The sequence below is a fragment of the Bradyrhizobium algeriense genome (assembly GCF_003062295.1).
Lineage (GTDB): Bacteria > Pseudomonadota > Alphaproteobacteria > Rhizobiales > Xanthobacteraceae > Bradyrhizobium > Bradyrhizobium algeriense.
On sequence record NZ_PYCN01000028.1, the window covers coordinates 62998 to 87756 of the forward strand.

The 24759-nt window shown below is 60.9% G+C and carries 27 protein-coding genes and 1 pseudogene; 21 read left to right on the forward strand and 7 right to left on the reverse strand.

Going from position 1 to position 24759, the window contains the following annotated elements; genetic code table 11:
- Nucleotides 1-35 precede the first annotated feature (35 nt).
- The gene (locus C7G61_RS33880; protein ID WP_108522081.1) at nt 36-719 is read left to right on the forward strand and encodes a response regulator; all 684 of its coding nucleotides are present in this window, start codon (nt 36-38) and stop codon (nt 717-719) included.
- Between the two features lie 10 nt (nt 720-729).
- A complete protein-coding gene (locus tag C7G61_RS33885; RefSeq protein ID WP_108522045.1) occupies nt 730-2118 on the forward strand; it encodes an ATP-binding protein in 1389 nt (462 codons plus the stop codon).
- Between the two features lie 171 nt (nt 2119-2289).
- Here the strand turns inward: C7G61_RS33885 and C7G61_RS33890 are convergent, their stop codons facing one another.
- Together C7G61_RS33890 and C7G61_RS33895 are read right to left on the reverse strand one after the other, a co-directional pair.
- Nucleotides 2290-2832, reverse strand: a complete 543-nt coding sequence (locus C7G61_RS33890) for a DUF3617 domain-containing protein (RefSeq protein ID WP_108522046.1) — start codon at nt 2830-2832, stop codon at nt 2290-2292.
- A 105-nt stretch (nt 2833-2937) separates the two neighbouring features.
- Nucleotides 2938-3258, reverse strand: a complete 321-nt coding sequence (locus C7G61_RS33895) for a hypothetical protein (RefSeq protein WP_108522047.1) — start codon at nt 3256-3258, stop codon at nt 2938-2940.
- A gap of 166 nt (nt 3259-3424) precedes the next feature.
- Between C7G61_RS33895 and C7G61_RS33900 the strand changes: the two genes are divergently transcribed.
- Both C7G61_RS33900 and C7G61_RS33905 read left to right on the forward strand, forming a co-directional pair.
- Entirely contained in the window at nt 3425-3916 is a 492-nt protein-coding gene (locus tag C7G61_RS33900) for a hypothetical protein (protein WP_108522048.1), read from the forward strand.
- A 122-nt stretch (nt 3917-4038) separates the two neighbouring features.
- Nucleotides 4039-4719, forward strand: a complete 681-nt coding sequence (locus C7G61_RS33905) for a ribonuclease T2 family protein (RefSeq protein ID WP_108522049.1) — start codon at nt 4039-4041, stop codon at nt 4717-4719.
- Between the two features lie 155 nt (nt 4720-4874).
- Here C7G61_RS33905 and C7G61_RS33910 read toward each other — a convergent pair whose 3' ends face one another.
- Nucleotides 4875-6029: a calcium-binding protein gene (locus tag C7G61_RS33910; protein ID WP_190242092.1), complete on the reverse strand. Its 1155-nt coding sequence runs from the start codon at nt 6027-6029 to the stop codon at nt 4875-4877.
- Between the two features lie 244 nt (nt 6030-6273).
- Between C7G61_RS33910 and C7G61_RS33915 the strand changes: the two genes are divergently transcribed.
- Both C7G61_RS33915 and C7G61_RS33920 read left to right on the forward strand, forming a co-directional pair.
- The gene (locus C7G61_RS33915) at nt 6274-7134 is read left to right on the forward strand and encodes a 23S rRNA (adenine(2030)-N(6))-methyltransferase RlmJ (RefSeq protein ID WP_108522051.1); all 861 of its coding nucleotides are present in this window, start codon (nt 6274-6276) and stop codon (nt 7132-7134) included.
- Between the two features lie 261 nt (nt 7135-7395).
- On the forward strand, nt 7396-7611 hold the full coding sequence (locus C7G61_RS33920; RefSeq protein WP_108522052.1) for a cold-shock protein: 216 nt from the start codon (nt 7396-7398) through the stop codon (nt 7609-7611).
- A gap of 178 nt (nt 7612-7789) precedes the next feature.
- Here C7G61_RS33920 and C7G61_RS33925 read toward each other — a convergent pair whose 3' ends face one another.
- The gene (locus C7G61_RS33925) at nt 7790-8410 is read right to left on the reverse strand and encodes an outer membrane protein (protein ID WP_190242093.1); all 621 of its coding nucleotides are present in this window, start codon (nt 8408-8410) and stop codon (nt 7790-7792) included.
- A gap of 222 nt (nt 8411-8632) precedes the next feature.
- On the opposite strand from C7G61_RS33925, the gene uvrC reads away from it, so the two are divergent.
- The 8 genes from uvrC (at nt 8633) to C7G61_RS33965 (ending at nt 17131) form a co-directional block, all read left to right on the forward strand.
- Nucleotides 8633-10699 (forward strand): excinuclease ABC subunit UvrC, encoded by a 2067-nt coding sequence (gene uvrC, locus C7G61_RS33930; RefSeq protein ID WP_108522054.1) that lies wholly within the window; start codon nt 8633-8635, stop codon nt 10697-10699.
- A gap of 101 nt (nt 10700-10800) precedes the next feature.
- A complete protein-coding gene (pgsA, locus tag C7G61_RS33935; protein WP_108522055.1) occupies nt 10801-11415 on the forward strand; it encodes a CDP-diacylglycerol--glycerol-3-phosphate 3-phosphatidyltransferase in 615 nt (204 codons plus the stop codon).
- Nucleotides 11412-11663, forward strand: coding sequence for a molybdopterin converting factor subunit 1 (gene moaD / locus C7G61_RS33940; RefSeq protein WP_108522056.1), 252 nt, complete (start codon nt 11412-11414; stop codon nt 11661-11663). Before pgsA ends, moaD begins: the two co-directional genes overlap by 4 nt.
- 8 nt (nt 11664-11671) lie before the next feature.
- Nucleotides 11672-12148 (forward strand): molybdenum cofactor biosynthesis protein MoaE, encoded by a 477-nt coding sequence (locus tag C7G61_RS33945; RefSeq protein ID WP_108522057.1) that lies wholly within the window; start codon nt 11672-11674, stop codon nt 12146-12148.
- Complete coding sequence (prmB, locus tag C7G61_RS33950) at nt 12141-13118, forward strand: 50S ribosomal protein L3 N(5)-glutamine methyltransferase (RefSeq protein WP_108522058.1); 978 nt, start codon at nt 12141-12143, stop codon at nt 13116-13118. Before C7G61_RS33945 ends, prmB begins: the two co-directional genes overlap by 8 nt.
- 107 nt (nt 13119-13225) lie before the next feature.
- The gene (gene aptA, locus C7G61_RS33955; protein WP_108522059.1) at nt 13226-14572 is read left to right on the forward strand and encodes an omega-aminotransferase AptA; all 1347 of its coding nucleotides are present in this window, start codon (nt 13226-13228) and stop codon (nt 14570-14572) included.
- A 219-nt stretch (nt 14573-14791) separates the two neighbouring features.
- The gene (locus tag C7G61_RS33960; RefSeq protein ID WP_108522060.1) at nt 14792-16261 is read left to right on the forward strand and encodes an EAL domain-containing protein; all 1470 of its coding nucleotides are present in this window, start codon (nt 14792-14794) and stop codon (nt 16259-16261) included.
- A 15-nt stretch (nt 16262-16276) separates the two neighbouring features.
- The gene (locus C7G61_RS33965) at nt 16277-17131 is read left to right on the forward strand and encodes a TIGR01459 family HAD-type hydrolase (protein WP_108522061.1); all 855 of its coding nucleotides are present in this window, start codon (nt 16277-16279) and stop codon (nt 17129-17131) included.
- Between the two features lie 190 nt (nt 17132-17321).
- Here the strand turns inward: C7G61_RS33965 and C7G61_RS33970 are convergent, their stop codons facing one another.
- Nucleotides 17322-17717 (reverse strand): response regulator, encoded by a 396-nt coding sequence (locus C7G61_RS33970; protein ID WP_057835874.1) that lies wholly within the window; start codon nt 17715-17717, stop codon nt 17322-17324.
- A gap of 190 nt (nt 17718-17907) precedes the next feature.
- Between C7G61_RS33970 and C7G61_RS44150 the strand changes: the two genes are divergently transcribed.
- The 7 genes from C7G61_RS44150 (at nt 17908) to C7G61_RS34000 (ending at nt 23367) form a co-directional block, all read left to right on the forward strand.
- Nucleotides 17908-18108, forward strand: coding sequence for a hypothetical protein (locus C7G61_RS44150; protein ID WP_145963736.1), 201 nt, complete (start codon nt 17908-17910; stop codon nt 18106-18108).
- Nucleotides 18109-18494: 386 nt separating this feature from the next.
- Nucleotides 18495-18953 carry a cupin domain-containing protein gene (locus tag C7G61_RS33975; protein ID WP_108522062.1) on the forward strand — a complete coding sequence of 153 codons (459 nt, stop codon included), beginning with the start codon at nt 18495-18497 and terminating at the stop codon, nt 18951-18953.
- A 60-nt stretch (nt 18954-19013) separates the two neighbouring features.
- Nucleotides 19014-19484: an SgcJ/EcaC family oxidoreductase gene (locus C7G61_RS33980; RefSeq protein ID WP_108522063.1), complete on the forward strand. Its 471-nt coding sequence runs from the start codon at nt 19014-19016 to the stop codon at nt 19482-19484.
- A 43-nt stretch (nt 19485-19527) separates the two neighbouring features.
- Nucleotides 19528-20034, forward strand: a complete 507-nt coding sequence (locus C7G61_RS33985; protein WP_108522064.1) for a lipocalin-like domain-containing protein — start codon at nt 19528-19530, stop codon at nt 20032-20034.
- Nucleotides 20035-20464: 430 nt separating this feature from the next.
- Nucleotides 20465-20689, forward strand: coding sequence for a hypothetical protein (locus C7G61_RS33990; protein ID WP_108522065.1), 225 nt, complete (start codon nt 20465-20467; stop codon nt 20687-20689).
- A gap of 476 nt (nt 20690-21165) precedes the next feature.
- Nucleotides 21166-22644 (forward strand): AlbA family DNA-binding domain-containing protein, encoded by a 1479-nt coding sequence (locus C7G61_RS33995; RefSeq protein WP_190242094.1) that lies wholly within the window; start codon nt 21166-21168, stop codon nt 22642-22644.
- Between the two features lie 33 nt (nt 22645-22677).
- Nucleotides 22678-23367 (forward strand): hypothetical protein, encoded by a 690-nt coding sequence (locus C7G61_RS34000; protein ID WP_108522067.1) that lies wholly within the window; start codon nt 22678-22680, stop codon nt 23365-23367.
- A 489-nt stretch (nt 23368-23856) separates the two neighbouring features.
- Here C7G61_RS34000 and C7G61_RS34005 read toward each other — a convergent pair whose 3' ends face one another.
- Nucleotides 23857-24150, reverse strand: a complete 294-nt coding sequence (locus tag C7G61_RS34005) for a hypothetical protein (RefSeq protein WP_108522068.1) — start codon at nt 24148-24150, stop codon at nt 23857-23859.
- A gap of 406 nt (nt 24151-24556) precedes the next feature.
- Nucleotides 24557-24759: pseudogene (locus tag C7G61_RS45680) on the reverse strand (hypothetical protein); the annotation flags it as partial.

A 24759-nucleotide genomic window follows, 5' to 3' on the forward strand; every position in this document is an offset into this window, starting at 1 on the left:
CCATCGCTACAGCCACCGCGCGCGCAACGCAGCAAATGGCCGACGACGCCCCGCATCTGCTGCTGGTCGACGACGACCGCCGTATCCGCGATCTTTTGTCGCGGTTTCTGTCCGGCGAGGGTTATCGCGTCACGACAGCGTCGAGCGCGAACGACGCCCGCGCCAAACTGCTCGGCCTGCATTTTGATCTGTTGATCCTCGACGTCATGATGCCCGGCGAAACCGGCTTCGAGCTGGCGCGGTTCATTCGCACCTCCTCCTCGGTGCCGATCATCATGCTGACGGCGCGCCATGAGGCGGAGGCGCGGATCGAGGGCTTGCAGATCGGCGCCGACGACTATGTCGCCAAACCGTTCGAGCCGCGCGAACTGGTCTTAAGGATCGGCAACATCCTCAAGCGCAGCGCGCCGCCGCCGGTGGAGGCGCTGGAGCAGATCGCGTTCGGCCCTTACGTCTATCATCTCGACCGCGGCGAACTGCGCCAGGGCGAGGAGATCATTCACTTGACCGACCGCGAGCGCGAAATGCTGCGCATCTTGGCGGTCGCTCCCGGCGAAACCGTGCCGCGCGCGGCGCTGACCGGTGGCGGCACGGTGAACGAGCGCGCGGTCGACGTGCAGATCAACCGCCTGCGGCGCAAGATCGAGCGCGATCCCGCCAATCCGCTGTTCCTGCAGGCGGTGCGCGGCATCGGCTATCGTCTGGTCGCATCGCCCTGAGCCGATTTTCATGAGTACGCTCGACACCGGCTTGACCCTGATTCGCAACGCATCGCAACGCGTCTCCGCGGTCAATGGCTGGATGGGCAACGCGTTCAAGGGCTGGATGCCGACCGGCCTCTATGCGCGCGCGCTTCTGATCATGATCGTGCCGATGGTGATGCTGCAGACGGTGGTCGCCTTCGTGTTCATGGAGCGGCACTGGAACACGGTGACAAGGCATTTATCGGCCGCCGTGGTGCAGGATATCGCGGGCCTGATCGACATCTATAAGACTTATCCGCAGGACAAGGATCGCACGCAACTCAAGCGCATCGCGCAGCAGCGGCTCGGGCTCGTGGTCGATTTCCTCCCGCCGGGCGACATGCCCACGCCGGGGCCAAAGCCGTTCTTCTCGCTGCTCGACCAGTCGCTCTCGGGGCAGATCAGCCGCCAGATCAGCCGTCCGTTCTGGATCGACACCGTCGGCAAGTCCAACCTGGTCGAGATCCGCATCCAGCTCGACGACGCGGTGATGCGGGTGTTCGCGCAGCGAAGCAGGGCCTACGCCTCCAATTCGGAGATCTTCATCTTCTGGATGCTCGGCACCTCCTCGATCCTCTTGATCGTCGCGGTGCTGTTCCTGCGCAACCAGATCAAGCCGATCCTGCGGCTGGCGGAAGCCGCCGAAAGCTTCGGCAAGGGCCGCGAGGCGCCGAACTTCCGCCCCCGCGGCGCACGGGAAGTGCGGCAGGCGGCGCAGGCGTTCCTGGAAATGAAGGCGCGTGTCGAGCGCTCGATCGAGCAGCGCACCGCCATGCTGGCCGGCGTCAGCCACGATCTGCGCACCATCCTGACCCGCTTCAAACTCGAGCTCGCATTGATCGGCGACAGCCCCGAAGTCGACGGCATGCGCAAGGACGTCGACGAAATGGCCGGCATGCTGGAGGCCTATCTCTCCTTTGCGCGCGGCGACAGCGGCGAGACCGCGCAGCCGACCGACATGGCGAAGGCGCTGGAAGAGTTGCGCAGCGACGCCGAGCGCCACGGCCATACCGCGACGGTGACGTTCCACGGCCTGCCCGTAGTGACGGTGAAGCCAGCATCGTTCAAGCGCTGCATCGCCAACCTCGTCTCCAACGCCGCGCGCCACGCCAACACGGTTTCGATCACCGGCCACCGCGATCACCGCTATCTGACGGTGACGGTCGACGACGACGGCCCCGGTATTCCCGCCAATATGCGCGAGGAAGTGTTCAAGCCGTTCCTGCGGCTCGACGATGCCCGCAACCAGGACGAAGGCGGCACCGGCCTGGGGCTGGCCATCGCCCGCGACATCGCCCGCTCGCATGGCGGCGACATCACGCTCAGCGACAGCCCGATGGGCGGATTGAGAGCGGCGGTAAGGGTACCGGTGTAGACGCGTTGATCAGTAGCCCGGATGGAGCCAAGCGCAATCCGGGACATTCGTGCCCGCACAAAGAATCCCGGATTTCGCGGAGCCTGTCATCACAGTGCGAGCGCAAATGCGCTCGTCGCTGGGCGCGCATTCGCGCGACCCGTTGGCTCCATCCGGGCTACGATGGCCTCGTTACTTCGCCGGCTGTTTCGGGATCAGCGCCTTCAGCTTTTGCATGTCGTTGATATTCATCTTCATGCCGCCCGGCATCATGATGTCGCCGGGCTTCTGATCGCTTTTGCAGGCGCCGATCCACTTCGCCTCGATCGTCGAGGAGCTGTCGCGCGGGGCGCCGCCCATCCCTCCCTCGGTGTGCGAGCTCGTTTTCACGGTGTAGGCAGAATTGAAATCGCCGTTGATCTCGGCCTTTGATTTGATCGTCATGCCGGCGACGCCGCAGACCGAATCGGTGACATAGCCGGTCGCCGTCTTCTGGATGTCCTGCTTCGAGCAGATCTCCTTGGCCACCGGCGACATGGCGGTGCTCATGTCCTTGTCCGTGGTCTCGTCGGTGCATTGCTGCATGGTCATCTCGGGCACCGAGCCGCCACTCAGCACCTTCATCTCCCACAGACCGGCCTTGCGCACCGGCAGCTCGACGGCGACCGCGCCGTTCACCGGCAACAGGGCCAGCAGGCCAAGCGCCGAACAAGTTACAAGAAGCAGTCGTCTCATGCCTGTGCTCCCACCTGAATTCTTCCACGATATCGTGCGCGCGAGTGAACACACGCTTCGCGTGGCAAAAACATGTCCAGCCGGGGAAAGCTAGCGGGATCGCGCTCAGTAAAGCGTGCGCAGCGGCCGCTCGGCGGCACCATAGGGCACCCAGCGGCAGGCAAAGGAAACATAGCCGCCGTAATTCGGCTGCACGCCGAGGAATTTCACCACCTTGCCGTAACGAGCGCAGTGATCAACGGCGAGCTGACGGGCGTCGGCCTGCATCGCGAGCGGATAGGCGATGATGCCGCCGGTGTCATTGCCCTTGAACGGCGGCACCGTGTCGATGTCCCACCAGTGCGCCTGCGCCGGCGCGCCCGCCAGCATTCCGCCCATGACGACCAGGCACATGGCAATCAGGCACGCGGCCACAATTCTTCGCATCGCAGACTCCATTTCGCTCGAAGCCCACCATAGTGTGCGCTGATGGCCGTGAAAAGAATGGTTGCAGCACGAGACGGACTTGGTCGTCAGGTGTTGCCGCGCTGCACTTGACCTCGTCAGGGCTTCGCGGCACCGTCTCGCGTGTTGGCTTACCGGCGGATTCCCCATGCGCAACCTGTTCACATCCTTAAGAGCATTCGGCCCCAGAGCACTTGGCCTTAGAGCACTTGGCCCGATGGCAGCGGCGCTTGCCCTGCTGGCCTCCAACCCTGCCGCCCAGGCCGCCAACCCGCTGGAGCTGAATTTCGGGCTGTTCGGCCCCAGCTATGATGGCCGCGTCGCCGAATGCGAGCGGGCGCTGTCGACGATCGCGGCGCGATTCCAGGAGAAAGAGGGCAAGTTCTGGAATTCGGCGCTGACGATCACCGGCTTTGGCCGGATCCATGAAACCGCGTTTCGGCCCTGGCAATCCGACAACATTCCGCGCCGCTATTGCAGCGGCGACGTGATGCTGAGCGACGGCAAGATGCGCACCGTGCACTACTCGATCATCGAGGATGGCGGCTTTGCCGGCTTCGGCCAGGGCGTCGAATGGTGCGTGACCGGACTTGATCGCAACTGGGCCTATAGCCCCGGCTGCCGGGCCGCCCGGCCCTGATTCCCTGCTCCGCGCCGATTGAACAGAGCCTTCGGTGGCTGACGTTCGCGATCATCTAATTTTGTTCTTGAAATGTTCTGGCTCCCTGCTAGGCTCCCGGTAGTCGAGTAGAGGGGCGTTCGATGCACCGATCCGTTATTATTTCGCGGCTTCTGATTTCGCTGGCGCTTGTCGTCGTCTCCGCCGGGATGGCGTCCGCGCAGGACCGCCGGCAGAACGCCCCGGGCGAGTTCGATTTTTATGTCCTTGCCCTGTCATGGTCGCCCTCGTTCTGCGAGGTGGCGGCCGAGCGGGGCAATAGCGGGCGCTCACAGGTCCAGTGCGAACGGCCCTATTCCTTCGTGGTTCACGGCCTGTGGCCGCAATATGAGCGCGGCTTTCCCGAATATTGCCAACGGCCCTCGCCGCGGCTCGATCGCAACATCATGACCTCGATGCTGGACCTGATGCCGGCGCCCGGCCTGATCTTCAACGAGTGGGACAAGCACGGCACCTGTTCGGGCCTCGGCGCGCGGGCCTATTTCGAGAGCATCCGCAAGGCGCGCGCGGCGGTGAAGATCCCCGAGGAATTCCTGCAATTGTCGGAGCAGAAGACCATCGCTCCGGGCGATCTCGAGGCGGCCTTCATCAAGATCAATCCGGGCCTGAGCAGTTCGGCGATTTCGGTGACCTGCTCCGGCCGGCGCCTGAGCGAAGTACGGGTCTGCCTGAGCAAGGACATGCAATTCCGCGCCTGCGAGGAAACCGACCGCCGCGCCTGCCGCCGCGACGAGGTGGTAATGCCGCCGGTGCGGGGCGGCTGAAGATCCTCTTCCGTCATGCCAAGGCAATATACCAAGGCATGGCGGCCCACCCTGCGCAGACTACCCAGAGTTGTCTGCGTTCCCGGTCATCCACGGCTTCATTGTCGTCTGCAGGGCACGTGGATGGCCGGGATCCCCTCGACGCCAAAGCTGCGTCAGGCGCGAATATCCACGCTGGTGTGATCGGCGAAGCTCAGTCGTGCCGATCCATTGAAAACAAGGGAATCGTCCGAGCCCTTGAAGTTTACGGTGGTCCTACCGAGCTGCTGGGTGACGATAACATCATCCAGCGAATAACCACTGATCGAGAGATCGACGCTGTCGCTGCCGTTGTCGATCCGAACGACATCGTTGCCGTCACCCTTGGCAAAATTGATCGTGGAATTATCACCCGTTACGCTGATGATGTCGTCACCGGTGCCGCCCGTCACCGTCGAAGATCCGCCGGCCCAGATCATATCGTTGCCAGCGCCAGCGTCGACGACGGAATAATCATGGGTCCACACATGGTCATCGCCGTCTCCGGCCGACACAGTCGCATGTGAGTAGGTGCGGACGGTGTCGTCACCGGTACCGGCATCGACAACCGCATTGTCGTAGGCGCCGATATAGTCATTGCCCGCGCCGCCGCTCAGGTTGGCGTGATCGTAGGCGCTGAGGCTGTCGTCGCCGGCACCGCCATCAAGGGTGGAATTGCCGTAGGTTCTGAGTATGTCGTTTCCGCTACCACCCGAAACGCTCGAATACGCATAGGTGCTGATAGAATCATCGCCGTCGCCGCCGGCGGCCGTTGAATGACCGTACGTGCTGATATGATCATTGCCGGCGCCGCCATCCACGGTCGAATGACCATAGGTGAAGACGACATCGTCACCCTCGCCGGCGACGACGCTGGCCTGGCCATCGACACCGATCACATCGTTGCCCGCGCCGGAATTGATCGTGGCGTTACTGGCTTGAACGTGGATGCTGTCGTCACCAGCTCCGCTGATAATCTCGAACAGATCCATGCCGACCGACAACCCGTCGTTGGCATCGGCGCCGCGAAGCGCCGCTGCCGGCCCACCGGTGCGAAAGGCATCGAGCTGTGCCTGAAGCTGATCGACGGCGGATTGTTCTGCCGACGCCCGCGCCAGCAACAGCTTTGCGCGGTACGAGATGCTGACCGTGGTGACCGGGGCATCGGGCGCCGATGACGATGCCCGGCTGAACACACTTGCCGTGCTGCTCTTGGTGCCTGCATCCGCTGCCGCGGTGCCGGCCTGCGAAATCGACAAAGTGGTGTACGATGAATAGGCAGCGGCAATCACACTCATGAGGCACTTCCTTCTTTCCCAGGAGCACCAGAACACCATACACCCTTAAATAGAAAGTTAGCGGATGGGCTGCATTTGCAGCAATCTGCCATGCAATGGTTTTGGCCGGTTCTGTGGATGGCCGGTTAAATCATCGCGCGATGAGACGGACACCTCGGCAACGCCAGACGTCATCCGCCGCTCGCATCTTCGACGATATGGGTTACTTTCCGCGCCCCGATGTCGTAACCCCTCCCCTATGAACTACCGACACGCCTTTCATGCCGGCGGCTTTGCCGATGTCATCAAGCACATCGTGCTGGTGCGCATGCTGGCCTATTTGCAGGAAAAGCAGGCCGCGTTTCGCGTCATCGACACCCATGCCGGCGCCGGGCGCTACGATCTCACAGGCGAGGAAGCGCGCCGCAGCGGCGAATGGCTGACCGGCATTGCGCGGGTGCTGCAGGCGCGGTTTTCGGACAACACGCTGCCGCTGGTGACCCCCTATCTCGATATCGTCAGGGCATTCAACGCGCCGGGCAAGCTTGAGGCCTATCCCGGATCGCCCCTGATCGCCCGCGCGCTGCTGCGGCCGCAGGACCGCCTTACGGCCTGCGAAATCGAGCCCGGCGCCCGCAGGCAACTGATCGATGCGCTGCGCCGCGACAGCCAGGCGCGGGTGGTCGACCTCGACGGCTGGACGGCGTTGCCGGCCTTCGTGCCGCCCAACGAGCGGCGCGGCCTGGTGCTGATCGACCCCTCTTTCGAGCAAAAGGACGAATTCGAGACGCTGGCCGACGGATTCGCCGAAGCCTACGCGAAGTGGCCCACCGGCAGCTATCTGATCTGGTATCCGGTAAAGAGCCGGCGCGCCACCGACACCCTGGCGCGCCTTGTCGCGGGCGCAGCCGCCGCCAGCAAGCCGGCCGGGAAATGCCTGCGGCTCGAATTTTCCGTTGCGCCGCAGGCGGCGGGCGGCCCCCTCGCCTCCACCGGGCTCCTGATCGTCAATCCGCCGTGGACGCTGGCGGGTGAGTTGAAGACAATTCTACCCGAACTCGAAAAACCGCTCGGCCAGGGCGGGGCCGGCCGTTTCAGGCTCGAGACACCCAAGCCCTGAAGAGGTACTCCCTCTGAAAAGTGTGATTGGGCCGTAGGCAATTTACGCGAAACCGTATTATGCTCAGGCCATTGGGACTGGCTTTACGTTCCGCTTCCGCGAATGGTTGCGGCGGAGTGATCAAGGCCGAATAAAAATCCAGGTCGGTCGGCGCCGTGAACCCGATCGGCTCAGGTGGCCAGGCTTCCGGCAGCGAATGTCCGGTCGGCCGATACGCGAGATGCGCGTAGCGGCAGAGCAATACGGGGGAGGAGTTTCCCGATGGCCATGACTGGAATAGTCAAGTTCTTCAATGGAGAACGCGGCTACGGCTTCATCAAGCCCGATGATGGCGGCCGCGATGTGTTCGTGCACATCACGGCCGTCGAGCGGGCCGGATTGAAGGATCTGACAGAAGGACAGCGCATTACGTTCGAGGTCGAACCGGACAAGAAGGGCAAAGGCCCCAAGGCGGTCAACCTGGTGATTTCATCGTAATCTGACGCTCACGTTGGACGCGGACTGAATTTTTGGCTGTGAAGATTTGCGCTGGGCGCGGCATCGCCGCCCAGAGCGTTGAGGCACGCGGCGCCCGCGCACGTAAACCCGGCCTGAAGGCAAAAAATCCCGGCGACTTACTGCCGCCGGGAGATGGTAGTCGACAGTTTCTTTGTTCTCAGAAGCGATAGTTCACTCCGGCTCGGATCAAGCCGAACCGGTAACCATTCGACGCGCCTGTAATGACGAAGTTGCTGTTGGCCAGATCGACATAGAGGTATTCGATCTTGGCGCTCCAGTTCGGGGCGAAGCCCATCTCGGCGCCGGCGCCGAGCGTCCAGCCCGCATTGGTATGGGATTCCGACACGCCAAAGGTGGTGGCGCGCAGCTCGCCAAAGGCGAGACCGCCGGTGCCGAAGAACAAGATGTTGTTGAACGCGTAACCGGCGCGGCCGCGAACCGTGCCGAACCAGGGGTTGGAGAACTTCCACGGCGCGAAGGTTTCTTCGGCGCCGGTCGCCTGGATGTCGCCTTCGAGACCGAACACCCACGCTCCGTTCTGCCAATTGTAGCCGGCCTGGACACCACCCACGAAACCGGACGGCTTGGTCGGATTGTTGGCGACCGAACCCCAGGCATAGCCGAGGTTGCCGCCGAGATAGGGACCGGCCCAGCTATAGGCGTTGAGCGGCTGGTTGACGGTATAGGGTGCGCGCGATCCGTAAAGGTCGGCTGCCCGTGCCGACATGGTCCAGCCTGTAGCGACCAGCGCCAGCGCGCCCCACACAAACCTGCTCATCACGCAACCCCACGCAACTGCCGCGACCAAGCCGGGCGAGACACCGGTTTGGTTACGGAACCCCACTTTATTCCGGTAAGATTTATCGAGAGTTTTAAGTTAAAGGGTTGTTAAGCCGGGTTACCGCCCACTCATCAGTCTTAAGAATGCGTTACCGGCGCCTTTCCCAAAGGAGCACCGCGAGCGCTGGCGATGCCGCCTTGCAGCGCTTAATTTAGGCCCATGGATCACGATTCTACCGACCATCCGAAATCTCCGAGCAAGGCGCGGCGGGGTTCCCAATCGGATTTGCCGCCACAGGACCTGACTGCCGCCGACGTCGATCCCGCGACATCCGCCGCCGAGGAGGACGACGAGGGGCGCCTGCCGGAAGCCCCCGAAGAGTCCGCCGAGGCGATTGCCGAAGGCCCGCTGGCGGTCGGCCACGCGGCCATCGAAAACGCGGTGCGGCTGGCGCCGACCTCACCTGGCGTCTACCGCATGCTTAATGCCGGAAGCGACGTGCTGTACGTCGGCAAGGCGAAAAACGTCCGCAAGCGGCTTGCTTCCTACGCCCGCGTCAACGCGCCGCTGCCGGCACGCATCCTGCGCATGATCGCGGCGACCGTGACGGTCGAGATCGTCTCCACCACGACCGAGACCGAAGCGTTGCTGCTGGAAGCCAATCTGATCAAGCAGCTGCGGCCGCGCTTCAACGTGCAACTGCGCGACGACAAGTCGTTTCCCTACATCCTGATATCAGGCGACCATTGGGCGCCGCAGATCCTCAAGCATCGCGGCGCGCAAACCAGGCCCGGGCGATATTTCGGGCCGTTCGCATCCGCCGGCGCCGTCAACCGCACCATCACGGCGCTGCAGCGCGCCTTCCTGATCCGCTCCTGCACCGATGGTTTCTTCGAAAGCCGCACCCGGCCCTGCCTGCTCTATCAGATCCGCCGCTGCTCGGGCCCCTGCACGCGGGAGATCGACTTCCCCGGCTATAGCGAGCTGGTGCGCGAGGCGAACGATTTCCTGTCCGGCCGCAGCCACGCCGTAAAGAAGCTGCTCGCCAGCGAGATGGAGAAGGCATCCACCGAGCTCGAATTCGAGACCGCGGCGCTGTATCGTGATCGCCTTGCCGCGCTGTCGGCGATCCAGTCGCAGCAGGGCATCAATCCGCGCACCTTGGAAGAAGCCGACGTATTCGCCATCCATCAGGAGGGCGGCTATTCCTGCGTGGAGGTGTTCTTCTTCCGCACCGGCCAGAACTGGGGCAACCGCGCCTATTTTCCGCGCGCGGAGAAGTCGTTCACGCCAGAGGAAGTGCTGGCCTCGTTCCTCGCGCAATTCTACGACGACAAGCCGCCGCCGAAACTCATCCTGCTGTCCCATGAGATCGAGGAATCATCACTGCTTGCCGACGCGCTTTGCGTGAAGGCCGGCTACAAGGTCGAAGTCTCGGTGCCGAAGCGCGGTGAGAAAAAGGAATTGGTCGCGCATGCGCTGACCAACGCGCGCGAGGCACTGGGCCGCAAGCTCGCCGATACGGCGACGCAGAGCAGGTTGCTGGAAGGGATGGCGACCACGCTCGCACTGCCGCAGGTGCCGAAGCGCATCGAGGTCTACGACAACAGCCACATCCAGGGCACCAACGCGGTCGGCGCGATGATCGTGGCCGGGCCGGATGGGTTCATCAAGAACCAGTACCGCAAGTTCAACATCAAGTCCGAGGGACTGACGCCCGGCGACGACTACGCGATGATGCGCGAGGTGCTCGAACGGCGCTTCAAGCGGCTGTTGAAGCCGCCGGAGGGCGACGCCGCAAAGGCGAAGGCCGACGATGATTCGTTTCCGCAATGGCCCGACCTCGTCATCATCGACGGCGGCCGCGGCCAGCTCAACGCCGTCCGGGAGATTTTCGAGGGTCTGGGACTTACCCAGGTCTCCCTCATGGCCGTGGCCAAAGGCCCGGACCGCGACGCCGGGCGCGAAACCCTGTTCATGCCGGACCGTGAAGCCATCAAGCTCGAGCCGCGCGATCCCGTGCTGTATTTCATCCAGCGGCTGCGCGACGAGGCGCATCGCTTCGTGATCGGCTCGCACCGCAAACTGCGAAAAAAAGACATCCGGGAAGCCGGCCTGCAGGAAATCCCGGGCATCGGCCCGTCACGCAAACGTGCCTTGCTGCATCACTTCGGAACGCTGAAGGAGATCGAGCGGGCTTCGATCGCGGACCTCGGCAAGGTTCCAGGCGTTAGCGCCGAAAGCGCCCGCAAGATTTTCGAGTTTTTCCATGCGCAGCCGGGTTGAGAGACCTCGAATCGAGAGGCATGTCATTTGGGCGTCGCCTGCGACAGATGATCTAGGTTCGCACGGTTGACCTTCACGCTCCAGCGGTATTGGTAAGACGGATGAACATCGCAACAACCAGGGGACAGGGCAAAACCCTGTCCGTGCCGAATATCCTGACCTACGCCCGCATTGCCGCTATTCCGGTGGTGGTCGGCTGCGTTTTCGCCCAGTCCATCCTGGACGGCCCGCTGTGGCTGCGCTGGGTGGCCCTGGCCGTCTTTATCGCCGCCGCGGTGACAGACTACCTCGATGGCTACTATGCGCGAATGTGGGATCAGCAGTCCGCTTTTGGCCGGATGCTCGACCCGATCGCCGACAAGCTCTTGGTGGCGTCCTGCCTCCTGATGCTGGCAGCCGATAGCAGTATCCATGGCTGGACACTGTGGGCCGCCATCGTGATCCTGTGCCGCGAAATCCTGGTCTCCGGCTTGAGGGAATATCTGGCGGCGCTGCGGGTCAGCGTGCCCGTGACCAAGCTCGCAAAATGGAAGACCACGGTCCAGCTGGTCGCGATCGGCTTCCTGATCGCAGGCGAGGCCGGCGAGCAGATTCTGCCCCAGACCACCCTGATCGGCATCGCCCTGCTGTGGGTGTCGGCGATCTTCACCATCTACACCGGCTGGGACTATTTCCGCGCCGGCATCCATCACCTCATCAAGGAGGATGAAGGATGAGGGTGAAATATTTCGCCTGGGTACGCGAGCGGATCGGCGTGGCAGAGGAAACCGTCGAGCCGCCCGCCGACGTGCGCACGGTGAACGATTTGATCGGCTGGCTGTCCAGCCGCGGCGAGGCTTATGCCTACGCCTTCGAAAAGCCGAAGGTGATCCGCGCCGCGATCGACCATACCCATGTCAAGCAGGACGCCGTGATATCAGGCGCGCGCGAGATTGCATTTTTCCCGCCGATGACCGGCGGCTAACCCTGTCCATGTCCGTCACCGCGACCATCCGTATCCAGGAAGCCGACTTCGACGTCGCGCAGGAAATCGCGGCGCTGACCAAGGGCCGCACCGATGTGGGCGCCGTCGTCTCGTTCAGCGGCATCTGCCGCGGCAGCGAGGACGGCGAACCGATCGCTGCTTTGACGCTCGAGCATTATCCCGGCATGGCGGAGGCCGAGATCGCCCGCCACGCCGACGAGGCGCTGACGCGATGGCCGTTGCAGGGCCTTACCGTCATTCACCGGTTCGGCCGCATCGCGCCGGGCGAGAACATCGTGCTTGTCGTGACGGCATCGCCGCATCGGCAGGCAGCCTTCGAAGCGGCGGAATTCCTGATGGACTATCTGAAGACCAACGCGCCGTTCTGGAAGCGCGAGGAAAGCGAAAAAGGCACGAGCTGGATCGAGGCGCGCGATCACGACGACGCCGCAGCCGCGCGCTGGACCAAACCCTGTGATGGCTAAACGCGCAAAACCGGCGGCGAAGCGCAGCGCTGGCTCATCGAAATTTCCCAAGGTCGGCGCGGGCGAATTGCTGACGCTGCTCGATTTCGTCCGCTACGCCGTCAGCCGCTTCGTCGAAGCCGAGCTGGTATTCGCGCACGGCACCACCGATCCGGTTGCCGACGCCGCCTTCCTGGTCTGCGAGGCGCTGCATCTGCATCCTGACCAGTTCGAGGCGTTCGCCACCGCGCGCGTCACATCAGCCGAACGCAAGAATATCCTCGATCTGATCGCACGACGCGTCACGACGCGAAAACCCACAGCCTATCTCGTCAACAAGATCTACATGCGCGGGCTGCCGTTCTATGTCGACGAGCGCACCATCGTGCCGCGCTCGTTCATCGGCGAATTGCTGGACACGCATTTCGGTCGCCAGGAAAACGAAGAATATGACGAGGAAGACGGTTCGCTAATCGGCGACCCGGCGTCGATACATAGCGTGCTCGACCTCTGCACCGGCTCGGGCTGTCTTGCCATTCTGGCGAGCAGAAATTTTCCGAATGCCGCGATCGACGCGGTGGATATTTCAAAAGACGCGATCGATGTCGCCACGCGCAATGTCGGAGACTACGGGCTACAGGATCGCTTGAAGCTGTACCGCGGCGATCTGTTCAAGCCGCTGGGCGGCAAGCGCTACGACCTGATCATTTCCAATCCGCCCTATGTGGACGCGCAGGGCATGGCCGATCTGCCGCGCGAATGCCGCGCCGAGCCGAAGCTTGCCTTCGACGGCGGCGCGGATGGGATCGACATCGTCCGCCGCATCCTCGACGAGGCCGAAGCGCACCTGACGCCGCAGGGCGGGCTGTTATGCGAGATCGGCCGCTGCCGCCCGCAACTCGAAGCCGCCTATCCACAACTGCCGCTGCTCTGGCTCGATACCGCGGATTCCGAGGGCGAAGTGTTCTGGATCGCCGCCGCCGACCTCTGAATTTACGGAATTGCGCGGAAATATCACGGCGTGCTGGCGTTCCCGTTCAGGGACGAAACTGATAGTTTGGCATTAGCCCATCGCCCCAAACAGAAGAGAGGCCGCCCATGCTGGACAAGAGCCCCCGTCCCACCCCCGTCGCGGTTCCGAACGACCTCGCCGCGCACTGGATGCCGTTCACCGCGAACCGGGCGTTCAAGAAGAACCCGCGGCTGCTCGCCGGCGCCAAGGACATGCACTACTTCACCGTCGACGGCCGCAAGATCATCGACGGCGCCTCGGGCATGTGGTGCACGAATGCCGGCCATGGCCGCACCCAGATTTCATCGGCGATCGCCAAGCAGGCCGAGGCGCTGGACTATGCGCCGCCGTTCCAGTTCGGCATCCCGCAGGCCTTCGAGCTCGCCAGCCGCATCGCGGAACTGGCGCCCACAGGCCTCGACCACGTGTTCTTCTGCAATTCCGGCTCGGAAGCGGCCGACACCGCGCTCAAGATCGCGCTGGCCTATCACCAGATCAACGGCCAGGGCAGCCGCATCCGCTTGATCGGCCGTGAGCGCGGCTATCACGGCGTCGGTTTTGGCGGCACCTCCGTCGGCGGCATCGTCGGCAACCGGAAGATGTTCGGCTCGCTGTTGACGGGCGTCGATCATCTGCCGGCGACCTATGACCGCGAGAAGCAGGCCTTCAGCAAGGGCGAGCCCGAATATGGCGCGCATTTCGCCGATGAGCTCGAACGCATCGTCAATTTGCACGGCGCCAACACCGTCGCGGCCGTGATCGTCGAGCCGATGGCGGGATCGACCGGCGTGCTGCCGGCGCCGAAAAACTATCTCAAGCGGCTGCGCGAGATCACCCAGAAGCACGGCATCCTCTTGATCTTCGACGAGGTCATCACCGGCTTTGGCCGGCTCGGCTTCGCTTTTGCCGCCGAACGCTACGGCGTGGTGCCTGATATGCTGACCTTCGCCAAGGGTGTCACCAATGGCGCCGCGCCGATGGGCGGCGTGCTGGTGCGCGACACCATCCATGACGCCTTCATGAGCGGCCCGGAATATGCGACCGAACTCGCCCATGGCTACACCTACTCGGCCCATCCGCTGGCCTGCGCGGCGGGTCTCGCCACGCTCGACATCTACCGCGACGAAAAGCTGTTCGAGCGCGCTCACGGGCTCGAGCCGAAATTTGCCGATGCGGTGATGTCGCTGCGGAACCAGCCTGATGTCGTGGATATCCGCACCGTCGGCCTGACCGCCGGCATCGATTTGGCGCCGGTTGCGGATGCGCCGGGCAAGCGCGGCTTCGCCGGGCTCAACAGCGCCTTCCACGACAATGACCTGATGCTGCGGGTCGCCGGCGACACGCTGGTGCTGACCCCGCCCCTGATCATCACCGAGGACCAGATCGGCGAAATCATCGAAAAGGTCACCAAGGTGATCCGCGCGACGGCGTAGCGGCTGCCCCGTGCCCCGGCCCTGATGCGCAATTGCGCATAAGGGTCGGGACGCGTGACTGTGCACCACCAGTTCCGGCCGTGCCCAAAGAACATTAGCTCTGCGAATCAACATTGATGCTAAGGTTGCGCCGCTCGGGGAGCGCAAGGCGGAACGTGCCTGCAACTTCCGTGTTTTCCCGGGTGAATACAGTTCCGACCTGAGGGCGTAGCGCGCGACATGATTCGCATTTCGACGATTTTCATCGCCATCTGCATGGTGCTGGTTGCAGCCTCCCTCGGCCTCGTCCTGCATGCGGTGGCCGGCTTCAGCGGCACCGATTCCGCGATCGTGGCGCTCACCGCGCTGACCTTCCTGATCCTCTACAACGCCGTGTCGATGCGGCTGCGCGACCGCTCCGACGTCGGCGGCCAGATCGCCGATCTTTCCCGCGGCACCGCCGACCTCGCCCGCCAGGTCGCCGAATTCGGCCGCCGGCTCGCCGCGGTCGAGGGCCGGGTGGTGTCGGCGAACTCTGCGAGCTCCGACCGCATCCAGGCCGTCCTCGGCGAGATCAACGAGCTCGGCGGGTTGGTCAAGCAACTGGCCATCTCGGTGGCGAGCCATGAGGATCTGCTGGCCTCGGGCGCTGCGGCCGCGCCCCCCGCCCCGTCGGGCCGGCCGCATTCCGAACCGCCGGAACAACCGGCGATCGCCCCGGAACAAGCGGCCCCCGCCGTCAAGCCTGCGCCGGTTGCGGCTGCAAGGCCGGCTGCGGCCACGGCGGCCGCGGAAGCCGCTCCGCACTCGCGCAGCCAGCCGCAGCTGCTTGCCGCGGTGAAGAATGCCGTCGAGGAAAGCCGGCTCGACATCTACCTGCAGCCGATGGTGACGCTGCCGCAGCGCAAGGTGCGCTTCTACGAGGCGGTGACGCGACTGCGCGACGAAAAGGACCAGATCCTCGCCGCCGACGATTTCATCCCCACCGCCGAAGCCGGCGGGCTGATCGGCAAGATCGATCATATGGTGATGCTGCGCTGTATCCAGGTGTTGCGCCGCCTGATGGTGCGCAACAAGGACGTCGGCGTGTTCTGCAACGTCTCGGCGGCGACGCTCGGCAATTCCGCCAATTTCGCGCAATGCCTCGACTTCCTCGAGGCCAATCGGGCGCTGGCGCCGTCCTTCGTGCTCGAGTTCAAGCAGGCGACGTTCCGCCACCTCGGCCCGACCGAAATCGAGAATCTCGCCGCGCTGTCGCAGCGCGGTTACCGCTTCTCGATCGATCACGTCACCGACTTGCGGATCGAGCCGCGCGACCTCGCCGACCGCGGCGTCCGTTTCATCAAGGTGCCGGCGGCATTGTTGCTCGATCCCAAGCAGAGCTCGACCTCGGACATCCACCCTTCCGACCTTTCCGATCTGCTCGGCCGCTTCGGCATCGACCTGATCGCCGAAAAGATCGAGGGCGAGCGCGCGGTGGTGGACCTGCTCGACTATGACGTGCGGTTTGGACAGGGTTTTCTGTTTGCGCCGCCGCGCCCGTTGCGGCCCGAGGGGGCATCTGCTACCGGCGGGGCGACAGCGAACAAGGAATCCGGCGCTCGCAATGGCTCCAGCAACACCGTTCCCATCGCCGGCCCGGCCTCAGAGCCCCCGATGCGGGCAACCGGCAATGCCGCATTGGCGCGCCGCGCCGCGGGACCGGGCTAACAGGCTTCCGCAATCATGACCTCATTGCGGTTCATCGAGCAGCTGCGTGGCCTGGTGGACGGTGTGGAGGTGATCCTCTCCGACATCTGGGGCGTGGTGCATAACGGGCTGGAGTCCTTCCCCGAAGCCTGCGAGGCGCTGCACACCTACCGCCAGCGCGGCGGTACCGTCATCCTGATCACCAACGCGCCACGGCCGGCCGATTCCGTGCAGCGCCAGTTGCGCAAGCTCGGTGTCGCCGACGATACCTACGACGCCATCGTCAGTTCCGGCGACCTGACCCGGAATTTCGTCGCCGACCATCCCGGCAAGAAGATGTTCTGGCTCGGTCCGGATCGGGACTCGTCGATCCATCGCGGGCTAGACGCCGTGATGGCGCCGCTGGAGCAGGCCGACTACATCGTCTGCACCGGCCTGTTCGACGACGAGACCGAATCGGCGGAAGACTACCGCGCCATGATGCTGCAGGCGCGCGAGCACAAGCTGCCGCTGGTTTGCGCCAACCCCGACATCGTCGTCGAACGCGGCGACCGCTTGATCTATTGCGCCGGCGCGATCGCCGAGCTCTATCGCGAACTCGGCGGCGAGGTGATCTTCTACGGCAAGCCGCACCGCCCGATCTATGAACGCGCCATGGCGCTCGCCGCCGAACGCCGCGGCCGGCCGACCTCGCTCGACCGTGTGCTGGCGATCGGCGATTCGGTGCGGACCGACCTCACCGGCGCGCTCGGCTTCGGGATCGATTGTCTGTTCCTCACCCGCGGCATCCATTCCGAGGAATTCGAGGGCATCGATCAGCTCGATCCCGCTTCGGTCAAGGAGCTGTTCGGCCATCCGCCCCGCGCGCTGATGCGCGAGCTCAAGTGGTAGGTGCATCGCTGCACCGGACTCAAAATTGCGAAAACAACCCCATGCAAAGTAGGAATGGGCCTTACATCATCCGAAAACGCAAGACCTGGTAGGGCCAAGACCTGGTAGGGCGTGGACTCATGGGAGCGCAGCAATGCCCGGGATTGGGCCGGGCATCACGAGAATTGGAGCGAGCTGGAGACCAGGCGCCTTACGCCGTCGCCATGTCCGGGAAGACCGCCTCGATCTTGGTCTTCAGCGTCGCCGCGTTGAACGGCTTGACGATGTAATTGTTCACGCCGGCCTTCTTGGCGGCGATCACGTTCTCGGTCTTGGATTCGGCCGTGATCATGATGAAGGGCGTGGTGGCCAGATTGGGGTCGGCGCGGACTTCCTTGAGCAGGTCGTAGCCGGTCATCGGCTCCATGTTCCAGTCGGAAATCACGAGCCCGTATTTCTTGCCGCGCATCTTGTTCAGCGCCGCCGAGCCGTCGCTGGCATCGTCGATATTGTCGAAGCCGAGCTGCTTCAGAAGATTTCGGATGATGCGGATCATGGTGCTGTAGTCATCGACCACCAGAACCGGCATGGACAAATCAACCGCCATCTTTCCCCCACTCAATGCTTACGCCACAAATAATCGACAGGCCTGCGCGACCCGCAGTCCTCCCCCCACATCTAGCAGCTGCCGTTAAACAGCCCGTTAATTTTGCACGGTGTTAGAGACCTTAAGAGGATGATAAGATCGGCCGACAAAATGCAAGAAAACCCTGCAAACTAAGGGGTTTTAACAGGCGATGCGGTTAGACGTCGTTAAGGTCAATAAATTGCAAATCGCCTCGCTCGTAAGGTTGACCGAAGAAGAGAAATTCACGGTTCGCCAGATTTATGATCGCGAACAGCAGCAGGACGCAAAGAGTGTCACCGGAAATCTTGCAGCTTACATAGTACTGCTGCATCTCTGCGGGCCATGGCGCTGGGCAATGATCCGCTCATAGTCGAGGCTGACCCGTGGACTGTATGGCATTCCGCAGGGGTTACTCTGCGCTCGTTTTTGAAGCGCGATGGCGAAGTAGTGATCTGTCGCAAGCTCGGCACCCGATTTCCTGCGGCGGCGTGACGCTCGCAATGTCGGCTTATCGGGTAAAGCGGACCTCCGAACTGCGCGCGTCCAAGTCCGAAAGTACCCCCAAAGCGGATACGGATTGTTCTTGGCACCTATTAAGTCAACATCTCTGACTTATGGTTCGCCGGCCGCTAATGATATAGTTTGACTCGTGTTGACGCACGCAACGTTGTGGTGCGCAGCTTCAATCCTAGTTTCCACGTTGACCGCGCATTGCGATTTGCGTCTCTTGCTGCTTATAGCTTGGGAGGAACTCGCATGAAAAAATTGCTGCTAACGGCGGCCGGTTTAATTGCACTCTCGATTCCGGCAATGGCGCAAAATACTGCGGTCCGGGTGATGCCCGATGCGCTCATATGGAAGGATAATCCAGCCTTTCCGAAGGGGGTTCAGATTGCAACTTTGGTCGGTGATCCCACGAAGGCGGGCGACGTTGTCGTCTTACGCATCAAGTTTCCACCTAATTTCCAAATGCCTCCGCATACACATCCCTATTCCGAAGTTGTGACAATCATAAGCGGCGACGTCGGCACCAGCCATGGTGAAAAATTCGAAAAGAAGGGTGATCTCCTAAAGCCAGGCTCGTTATGGGTGTACCCCGCAAAACACGCGCATTACGCTTGGACCGGAAGCGAGGAAGGGATACTTCAAGTTCAATTTATCGGCCCAGGTGGCATCGATTACATCAACCCAGCTGACGATCCGCGCAAACAGTAGCCGCTTGCATTGCAAGAGGCCGTCTCAAGCGGAACGATCTGGCTCGCAAGGGAGGATTTCATGCGATCTTTTCCAAAAGTAGCGAGTGCAGCACTTGCCCTGTGCATGGTGTTGTTATCGTTCGGCTCCAGCGCGTTGGCCGAGCCGAAAGCGGAGGTGGCGGCAGCGACCTTGGCATGGGGACAGGCTCTGGGCGGAGCCGATCCCGAAAAGATGTTACCGTTGTATTCGGACGATGCCGTACTCTGGGGCACGCTGTCGCCGACCGTGCGCTCCGACCGGGCGGCACTACGAGATTACTTCGTGAGCGCCTTCAAGGTTCTGCCCAGCCTCAAGGTCGCCTTCGGCGATCAGCTGATCCGCGTGTACGGGAATGCGGCGGTGAATACCGGCTACTATACCTTCTCATATGTCAAGGATGGCGAGCCGAAGAACTTGCCCGCGCGCTACAGCTTCACCTACGTCAAGAACGGCGAGCGTTGGCTGATCGTCGACCACCATTCCTCGGCCATGCCATCCCCCCCGAGATAGCTCAGGTTCGTGCGGAGCCAATTCGAGAGACAGGGAGGAGAATATGAATCGGCCCAGTGTGTTCGGCACGTCTGTACTGATGGTCTTGGGAGTCGCCCTGCTGCCGAGCAACGTCGTTGGTCAACAGAGGTCGATCAAGGAGCAACTCGTGGGGACCTGGACGTTCGTCTCCTCTACAACCAAACTTCCGGACGGCAGTCCGGCGTGGGGCACCAATCCAAAAGGGCTGCTGATCTTCACCGAGAACGGGTACTTCTCGTCGCAAATTGTGCGCTCCGATCTTCCGAAGTTTGCGTCGAATAACCGCGCCAAGGGTACGCCCGAGGAAAACAAAGCCGTGGTACAGGGAAGCATTGCCACCTTCGGCACATACACGGTCGACGAAACGAAAAAAAACTACACGCTGAAATTTGAGGGCAGTTCGTTCCCAAATCGGGCAGAAACCGAACAGACGCGAGCATTCACAATTGCTGCGGACGAATTGAAGGTCGCCAACCCCTCAACATCGGTTGGCGGCTCTTCTGAGATCGTCTACAAACGCGCGAAATAGGCCCCAAACGTGGTCGGAGCCCATAGGGTGTCGGCCAGTCTTGATCTGGATCAATGGAATCTAGTCCGCCACGAACATAGACGCGGCGCAAACGATACCGGGGCGCCGAAGCTTCGATCGGCGCGGGGTTCCGTGGCAAAGCGCATAACTGCCTGCGACGTATGCAAACAAAAACGGCCCCAGCGCCTTCGGGGGACGCGCTGAGGCCGTCTTAGCATGTGTCCGGTATCCTCCAGACGTCGACATAATTCAGGAGCATTGCCACTTGTTCCCGGTAGCCATCTCTGGCTCGTATCTTTCTCGTGTCTAAGCTGTCCCCTGTTCTGCTCGGGAAAATGCCTATTTCGCCCGAAAGTCCGCCTAAGAGGATGGAACTAAATAAAGTTCGGTTTGTAACAGTTCCCCGGAACGAATCCCCGGCTGGCGCGTAATGGCGTCGGCGCTGGGATACCACGGGGACAGCAAGGTGATCGGAAAAGAGTACTTCGTGCGTCAAGCGGCGATCCTGTTTGGGATGGCTAAAGCAACAACGGACCCCAAGATTTCCGCAGCTCTTTTGGACAAGGCCGCTGATCTTAAATTGCAAGTGGACGAACCAGGCGCGCCGCCTGACTTGACGCCCATTGCACCGGACATTGAGCCGCCCGCGACGTGACGGAAGGCCGCTTCAGTTGCCGGCCTCTACCGCCGTTTGGCGCGAAGCCGGAACGAGCCTCAAAGCAAGTCGTTGATGTCGATGGATCGCTACTTCCTTAGCATAATCGTCGCGAGTGTTTTACTGCTCGTCATCGCGTTCGCACTCGGAACACCAGGTTTGAAGCAAGACGGATCACCCGATAAGTCGGTGGTGTCACGCATCACGATGCGCTGACCATAATTCACGCCCTGTGCGTCGAAATCCAAAAGGCTGACGCGGCCAGGTTTACGGGCGGCATGCGCTATGGAAGGATGTCGGGCAGCGACTGCTCGACCAGACCTGCACCAATCGCACAGGCCGGCATGAGGAAGATGGATGCTGGCCGGATTGGGTCAAGTAGGCATTGGTACTATTTGGGATTGAGTATCTTCCCGAACCCACTCATGTAGATTTGTTTCTACTGACGGGGGCTGGAAATGGCAAAAAAGAGAAACATGACCGACGTCGAGGTCGGCTTAGTACGCGCCATGCTCGCCAAAGGCATGAAGAACGATCAGGTTCATTTCTATTTCAACCATGCTGATCGTCTTATTAGCTCTGGCCGCATTACGCAGATCAAGGATGGTAGTTATGCCAAAGACGTCGCCGCCGCTAACGACGACGAACTCGCCGCGTTTTTAACCAAGTGGGATACAGAGCACGCCGCCATTTATCCCAAGGGGCCGCAGTCTCCGACTGACATCGAGTACATCGAAGCATTATTCGAAAAACGCAAAAGCGTCTGGCATGTTCGCGCGGGCGAAACAGACAGGGTCGAGTGCAAACTCAATTATTCAGTTAGCGGCAAGGTCATTCGGGCTATCGCGGGCTTAGCAAATAACCGGGGCGGCCACATTTTGTTCGGTGTCAAGGATGGAGCAAATACGGCCGACGGAATGACAGACGACAAGTTCGAAACACTTGATCCATCGATGCTGAACTCGCACTTGGTCAGTTTCCTCGATCCCGTTCCCAGAGTTGCGCGTGTTTCGATTGTAATCGGAGGAAAGAAGATCGGAGTTCTCTACGTCGAGAAGCATGAAAGGGCGCCAGTGATCGCACTGAAGAGCATGGGAACCGATCTGCGAGAGGGCGCTGTTTATTTCCGGTATGTCGGCGAAACGCGGCAGATCAAGCCGGGAGAACTAAGGGCAATTATCGAAGAGCGCGAAGCTCGCGCGGTCGCCGAATTCAGCAGGAGAATGACGCGCGTCGCTTCGGGCGCGGGCGCGACTATCGATCTCGATACTGGCGAAGTGTTTGGGCGGACAGGCAGCTTCGTCATTGACAAGGAACTGCTGCCGTCAATCCAATTCGTGCGCGAGGGAGATTTTACGCAGACCAAAGGCGCACCCACCCTGCGACTTGTCGGCGACGTCCAGCCGATAACAGCCGCGGACAGAGATCGAGTTCATGTCATAAGAGAAAACATCACGCCACACTCGATTATCGAAAATTTCCTCCTCGGAAATCTGGTGAGTGAACCCCTCCAATATTTGCACGCGCAAACCTATTATCAAAGAAAGTGGATGCCCATTTGGCATTATGCGCATCAACTATCCATGAGCATTGATGATCTAGTCGAAGATTTACGCGGCTTAGCGGCCTGCATGCCCGCTAGCCGAGATGCTATCGTTCATCGGTTGCGCGGCACTCAGTCGGCCTACAAGATTTATACGGGCAGGCCGAAAGCTATATTGTCCGACTTTCTAGCAGGCAAAATGTCTGTTCCGAAAAATGACGCAGAGCTCAGCGCATTCGCCCATGCCCTTCACGGTCTGCCAAACGATTTTAAGGCGATAGCGGACGTTCGACCGCTTGTGCTCGAATGTTTGGAGCGAGACAAACAAGAAAAGAGCCGAACCCAGATTTACCGGGCGGCCTGCCGAGTGGACGAGATCATGTACCATCAGCTCGAAACTATTTACCAATAGAGTTGGCGAAAACAGGGACCGAAGGGGGAGAACGTGGATACGACGGCTTGGACGAACTGGGCGATTTGGGGGCTCGTTGGAGCTGGGATCGTTTCATTTATCGTTCCGCGTGTATTGACTTGGATTTTCGAGTGGTCCTCGCGACTTATTGTGTGCGTCACCGTAAATCAGTCGCGCGCGATGGATGCATTGTACGAAGAAATCAAAAATCTCTCGAGGAATAACAGCCCGACGGACGAGGAACGATGGAACATTCTCAAAACAATTCGCGGCATCCTCAATGCAGAGGGTTACGTCAAGATGGAGCTGAAAAACAACAGCCGCAAAAAGCTCACCAATCTTACGTTTAGCGCGCCCAGCAGAGGATGGATTCAGATTGGTGACGGAGCGCTGATCGAGGCGAAGGCGGACACCCCGATCAAGTTGGGCGATTTGCAGCCCGAAGGTAAACTTGCAATTCACTTGCTGACCGGCAGCTTCTTTTTTGATGGCTCGAGTAAAGGCTTCAAAAACAGGATTTCATTATTGGCCGATGAACACGCTCGGGTGAGTTACCAATTTCCGCTTCCAGACCACCTCGCGCGACGAAGAAGCAACCGCGTTGTGACATCCTTAATGTTGTTCGGAGCGATCTTGATGATTGCGACTTTAGCCGGACAATTCGTCAAACCAGACCGCGCAAAGCCTGGCGATCCGCCCGCGGCGGAGGTGCCCGCGCGGTAAATCCTCCCGTCGTTCTCCACGATGCCGGATATCCCTACCGTTCACAAGGAACCGGGCTCGGACGCCGTTCGCTCACGCGCTATCCAAAATCACCACCTAAACGCGCAGCGAACGAAGAACGAACTGATTTTGTTGGTACAGTTGGGTGGGTACTGCCGATGCCCAGCTTCAGCCTTGAAAAACCTACAATATTTGCGCTCGTGCCATTTGCCTTTGTAGCAGGATTTTGTATTTCGTAAAGCGTCGGACGAGCCGCATTATGATGGCGCGCGACTACGTGGCTCTCAAGCGACAGTAGCGATCAATCCGCCAACTCCTTACTGGAAGTCCGGATCAGTCGGTCCACGCGTCCGAGGTCAATCCGCCCCCCGAGCAATTCCGAGGGCTAAAGGCGTTCTTTGCAGGCCAATGCTTCTTCCGGCTTTCGGCTACGACCACGAAAGACCATCCGGATCACCTGCATTCGGTGCAGCCGGTCGAGTAGCGGCGTCACCTAGCCCTTCGACCGAAATAAAATACACCGATGGATGCCGCCAAACCCAAAACAGAAGGCACCAACGTAAAAAGGGTGTCTTTGACAAAATCAAAATTTCCGATCTTGCCGGGCACCAGCCGTACGAATTCTGCAATCATAAAAGTAACAGCGGCACCCAACATGAGGCCAATTACACCGATTAGAGCCGACACGACAGCCGTCCTGACTTTTTGTTGGAGGCCCAAGCTTCCGACATCAGAATGTTTGTTTGCTTGCGTCAGCGGATGCACTTCTTGTTCATGTTCCATGTCGTTTCTCTACTCAACCTCGCTTATTGCCCAAGACAACGTAAGAAGCGCGGTTATGTTAGTGACCCAAACAATGTACGATTTGTCCCACCCCAAAAATAAGTTAAGGAGTTGTCCCGCGAGGATCATTAGTAGCAGACCAACGAATATGATTAGAAATGAGTTGGTTAGGGAGTGCTCTTTCGCAGCCACGCAAATACCAACCAACGAAAACGCACAACCCACCCCTATATCGAAAACAGAATGCGGCAATTGTGGCAGGGGTCTAGTCTGGTAATTCTCAAAGAAGAAGTTCAGGACGTTAAAGATAATCGTTGCAAACGCTGGAATTAGCGCTCCCGCCGCAACCTTCGAGGTAATTCGCATAGCACCCTTTGTTGAGCCGGTAGCCGCTGTAGGAGTGGGATCATTGACCATAAAAATAACGGCTGACATACGGAAAGTTGCATAAGTAACTCAATACTCTGTTTAAGGCCGATCGGCTAGCATTACAGTTGCCTTTTTGTTTTGACGTGCGCGCGCTGAGCGGCCGCCTGATGAGCTCTACGCCAGAATGACCATGCGATGATGTGTGCGGGTTGAATACGGTTTCGAGCGAGTCTGATGGCA

Excerpts from the sequence above, each read along its gene's own strand:
- C7G61_RS33880 (WP_108522081.1), top strand. The coding sequence starts at position 36 with ATGGCCGACGACGCCCCGCATCTGCTGCTGGTCGACGACGACCGCCGT.
- C7G61_RS33885 (WP_108522045.1), top strand. The coding sequence starts at position 730 with ATGAGTACGCTCGACACCGGCTTGACCCTGATTCGCAACGCATCGCAA.
- C7G61_RS33890 (WP_108522046.1), bottom strand. The coding sequence starts at position 2,832 with ATGAGACGACTGCTTCTTGTAACTTGTTCGGCGCTTGGCCTGCTGGCC.
- C7G61_RS33895 (WP_108522047.1), bottom strand. The coding sequence starts at position 3,258 with ATGCGAAGAATTGTGGCCGCGTGCCTGATTGCCATGTGCCTGGTCGTC.
- C7G61_RS33900 (WP_108522048.1), top strand. The coding sequence starts at position 3,425 with ATGCGCAACCTGTTCACATCCTTAAGAGCATTCGGCCCCAGAGCACTT.
- C7G61_RS33905 (WP_108522049.1), top strand. The coding sequence starts at position 4,039 with ATGCACCGATCCGTTATTATTTCGCGGCTTCTGATTTCGCTGGCGCTT.
- C7G61_RS33915 (WP_108522051.1), top strand. The coding sequence starts at position 6,274 with ATGAACTACCGACACGCCTTTCATGCCGGCGGCTTTGCCGATGTCATC.
- C7G61_RS33920 (WP_108522052.1), top strand. The coding sequence starts at position 7,396 with ATGGCCATGACTGGAATAGTCAAGTTCTTCAATGGAGAACGCGGCTAC.
- C7G61_RS33925 (WP_190242093.1), bottom strand. The coding sequence starts at position 8,410 with ATGAGCAGGTTTGTGTGGGGCGCGCTGGCGCTGGTCGCTACAGGCTGG.
- uvrC (WP_108522054.1), top strand. The coding sequence starts at position 8,633 with ATGGATCACGATTCTACCGACCATCCGAAATCTCCGAGCAAGGCGCGG.
- pgsA (WP_108522055.1), top strand. The coding sequence starts at position 10,801 with ATGAACATCGCAACAACCAGGGGACAGGGCAAAACCCTGTCCGTGCCG.
- moaD (WP_108522056.1), top strand. The coding sequence starts at position 11,412 with ATGAGGGTGAAATATTTCGCCTGGGTACGCGAGCGGATCGGCGTGGCA.
- C7G61_RS33945 (WP_108522057.1), top strand. The coding sequence starts at position 11,672 with ATGTCCGTCACCGCGACCATCCGTATCCAGGAAGCCGACTTCGACGTC.
- prmB (WP_108522058.1), top strand. The coding sequence starts at position 12,141 with ATGGCTAAACGCGCAAAACCGGCGGCGAAGCGCAGCGCTGGCTCATCG.
- aptA (WP_108522059.1), top strand. The coding sequence starts at position 13,226 with ATGCTGGACAAGAGCCCCCGTCCCACCCCCGTCGCGGTTCCGAACGAC.
- C7G61_RS33960 (WP_108522060.1), top strand. The coding sequence starts at position 14,792 with ATGATTCGCATTTCGACGATTTTCATCGCCATCTGCATGGTGCTGGTT.
- C7G61_RS33965 (WP_108522061.1), top strand. The coding sequence starts at position 16,277 with ATGACCTCATTGCGGTTCATCGAGCAGCTGCGTGGCCTGGTGGACGGT.
- C7G61_RS33970 (WP_057835874.1), bottom strand. The coding sequence starts at position 17,717 with ATGGCGGTTGATTTGTCCATGCCGGTTCTGGTGGTCGATGACTACAGC.
- C7G61_RS44150 (WP_145963736.1), top strand. The coding sequence starts at position 17,908 with ATGCGGTTAGACGTCGTTAAGGTCAATAAATTGCAAATCGCCTCGCTC.
- C7G61_RS33975 (WP_108522062.1), top strand. The coding sequence starts at position 18,495 with ATGAAAAAATTGCTGCTAACGGCGGCCGGTTTAATTGCACTCTCGATT.
- C7G61_RS33980 (WP_108522063.1), top strand. The coding sequence starts at position 19,014 with ATGCGATCTTTTCCAAAAGTAGCGAGTGCAGCACTTGCCCTGTGCATG.
- C7G61_RS33985 (WP_108522064.1), top strand. The coding sequence starts at position 19,528 with ATGAATCGGCCCAGTGTGTTCGGCACGTCTGTACTGATGGTCTTGGGA.
- C7G61_RS33990 (WP_108522065.1), top strand. The coding sequence starts at position 20,465 with ATGGCGTCGGCGCTGGGATACCACGGGGACAGCAAGGTGATCGGAAAA.
- C7G61_RS33995 (WP_190242094.1), top strand. The coding sequence starts at position 21,166 with ATGACCGACGTCGAGGTCGGCTTAGTACGCGCCATGCTCGCCAAAGGC.
- C7G61_RS34005 (WP_108522068.1), bottom strand. The coding sequence starts at position 24,150 with ATGGAACATGAACAAGAAGTGCATCCGCTGACGCAAGCAAACAAACAT.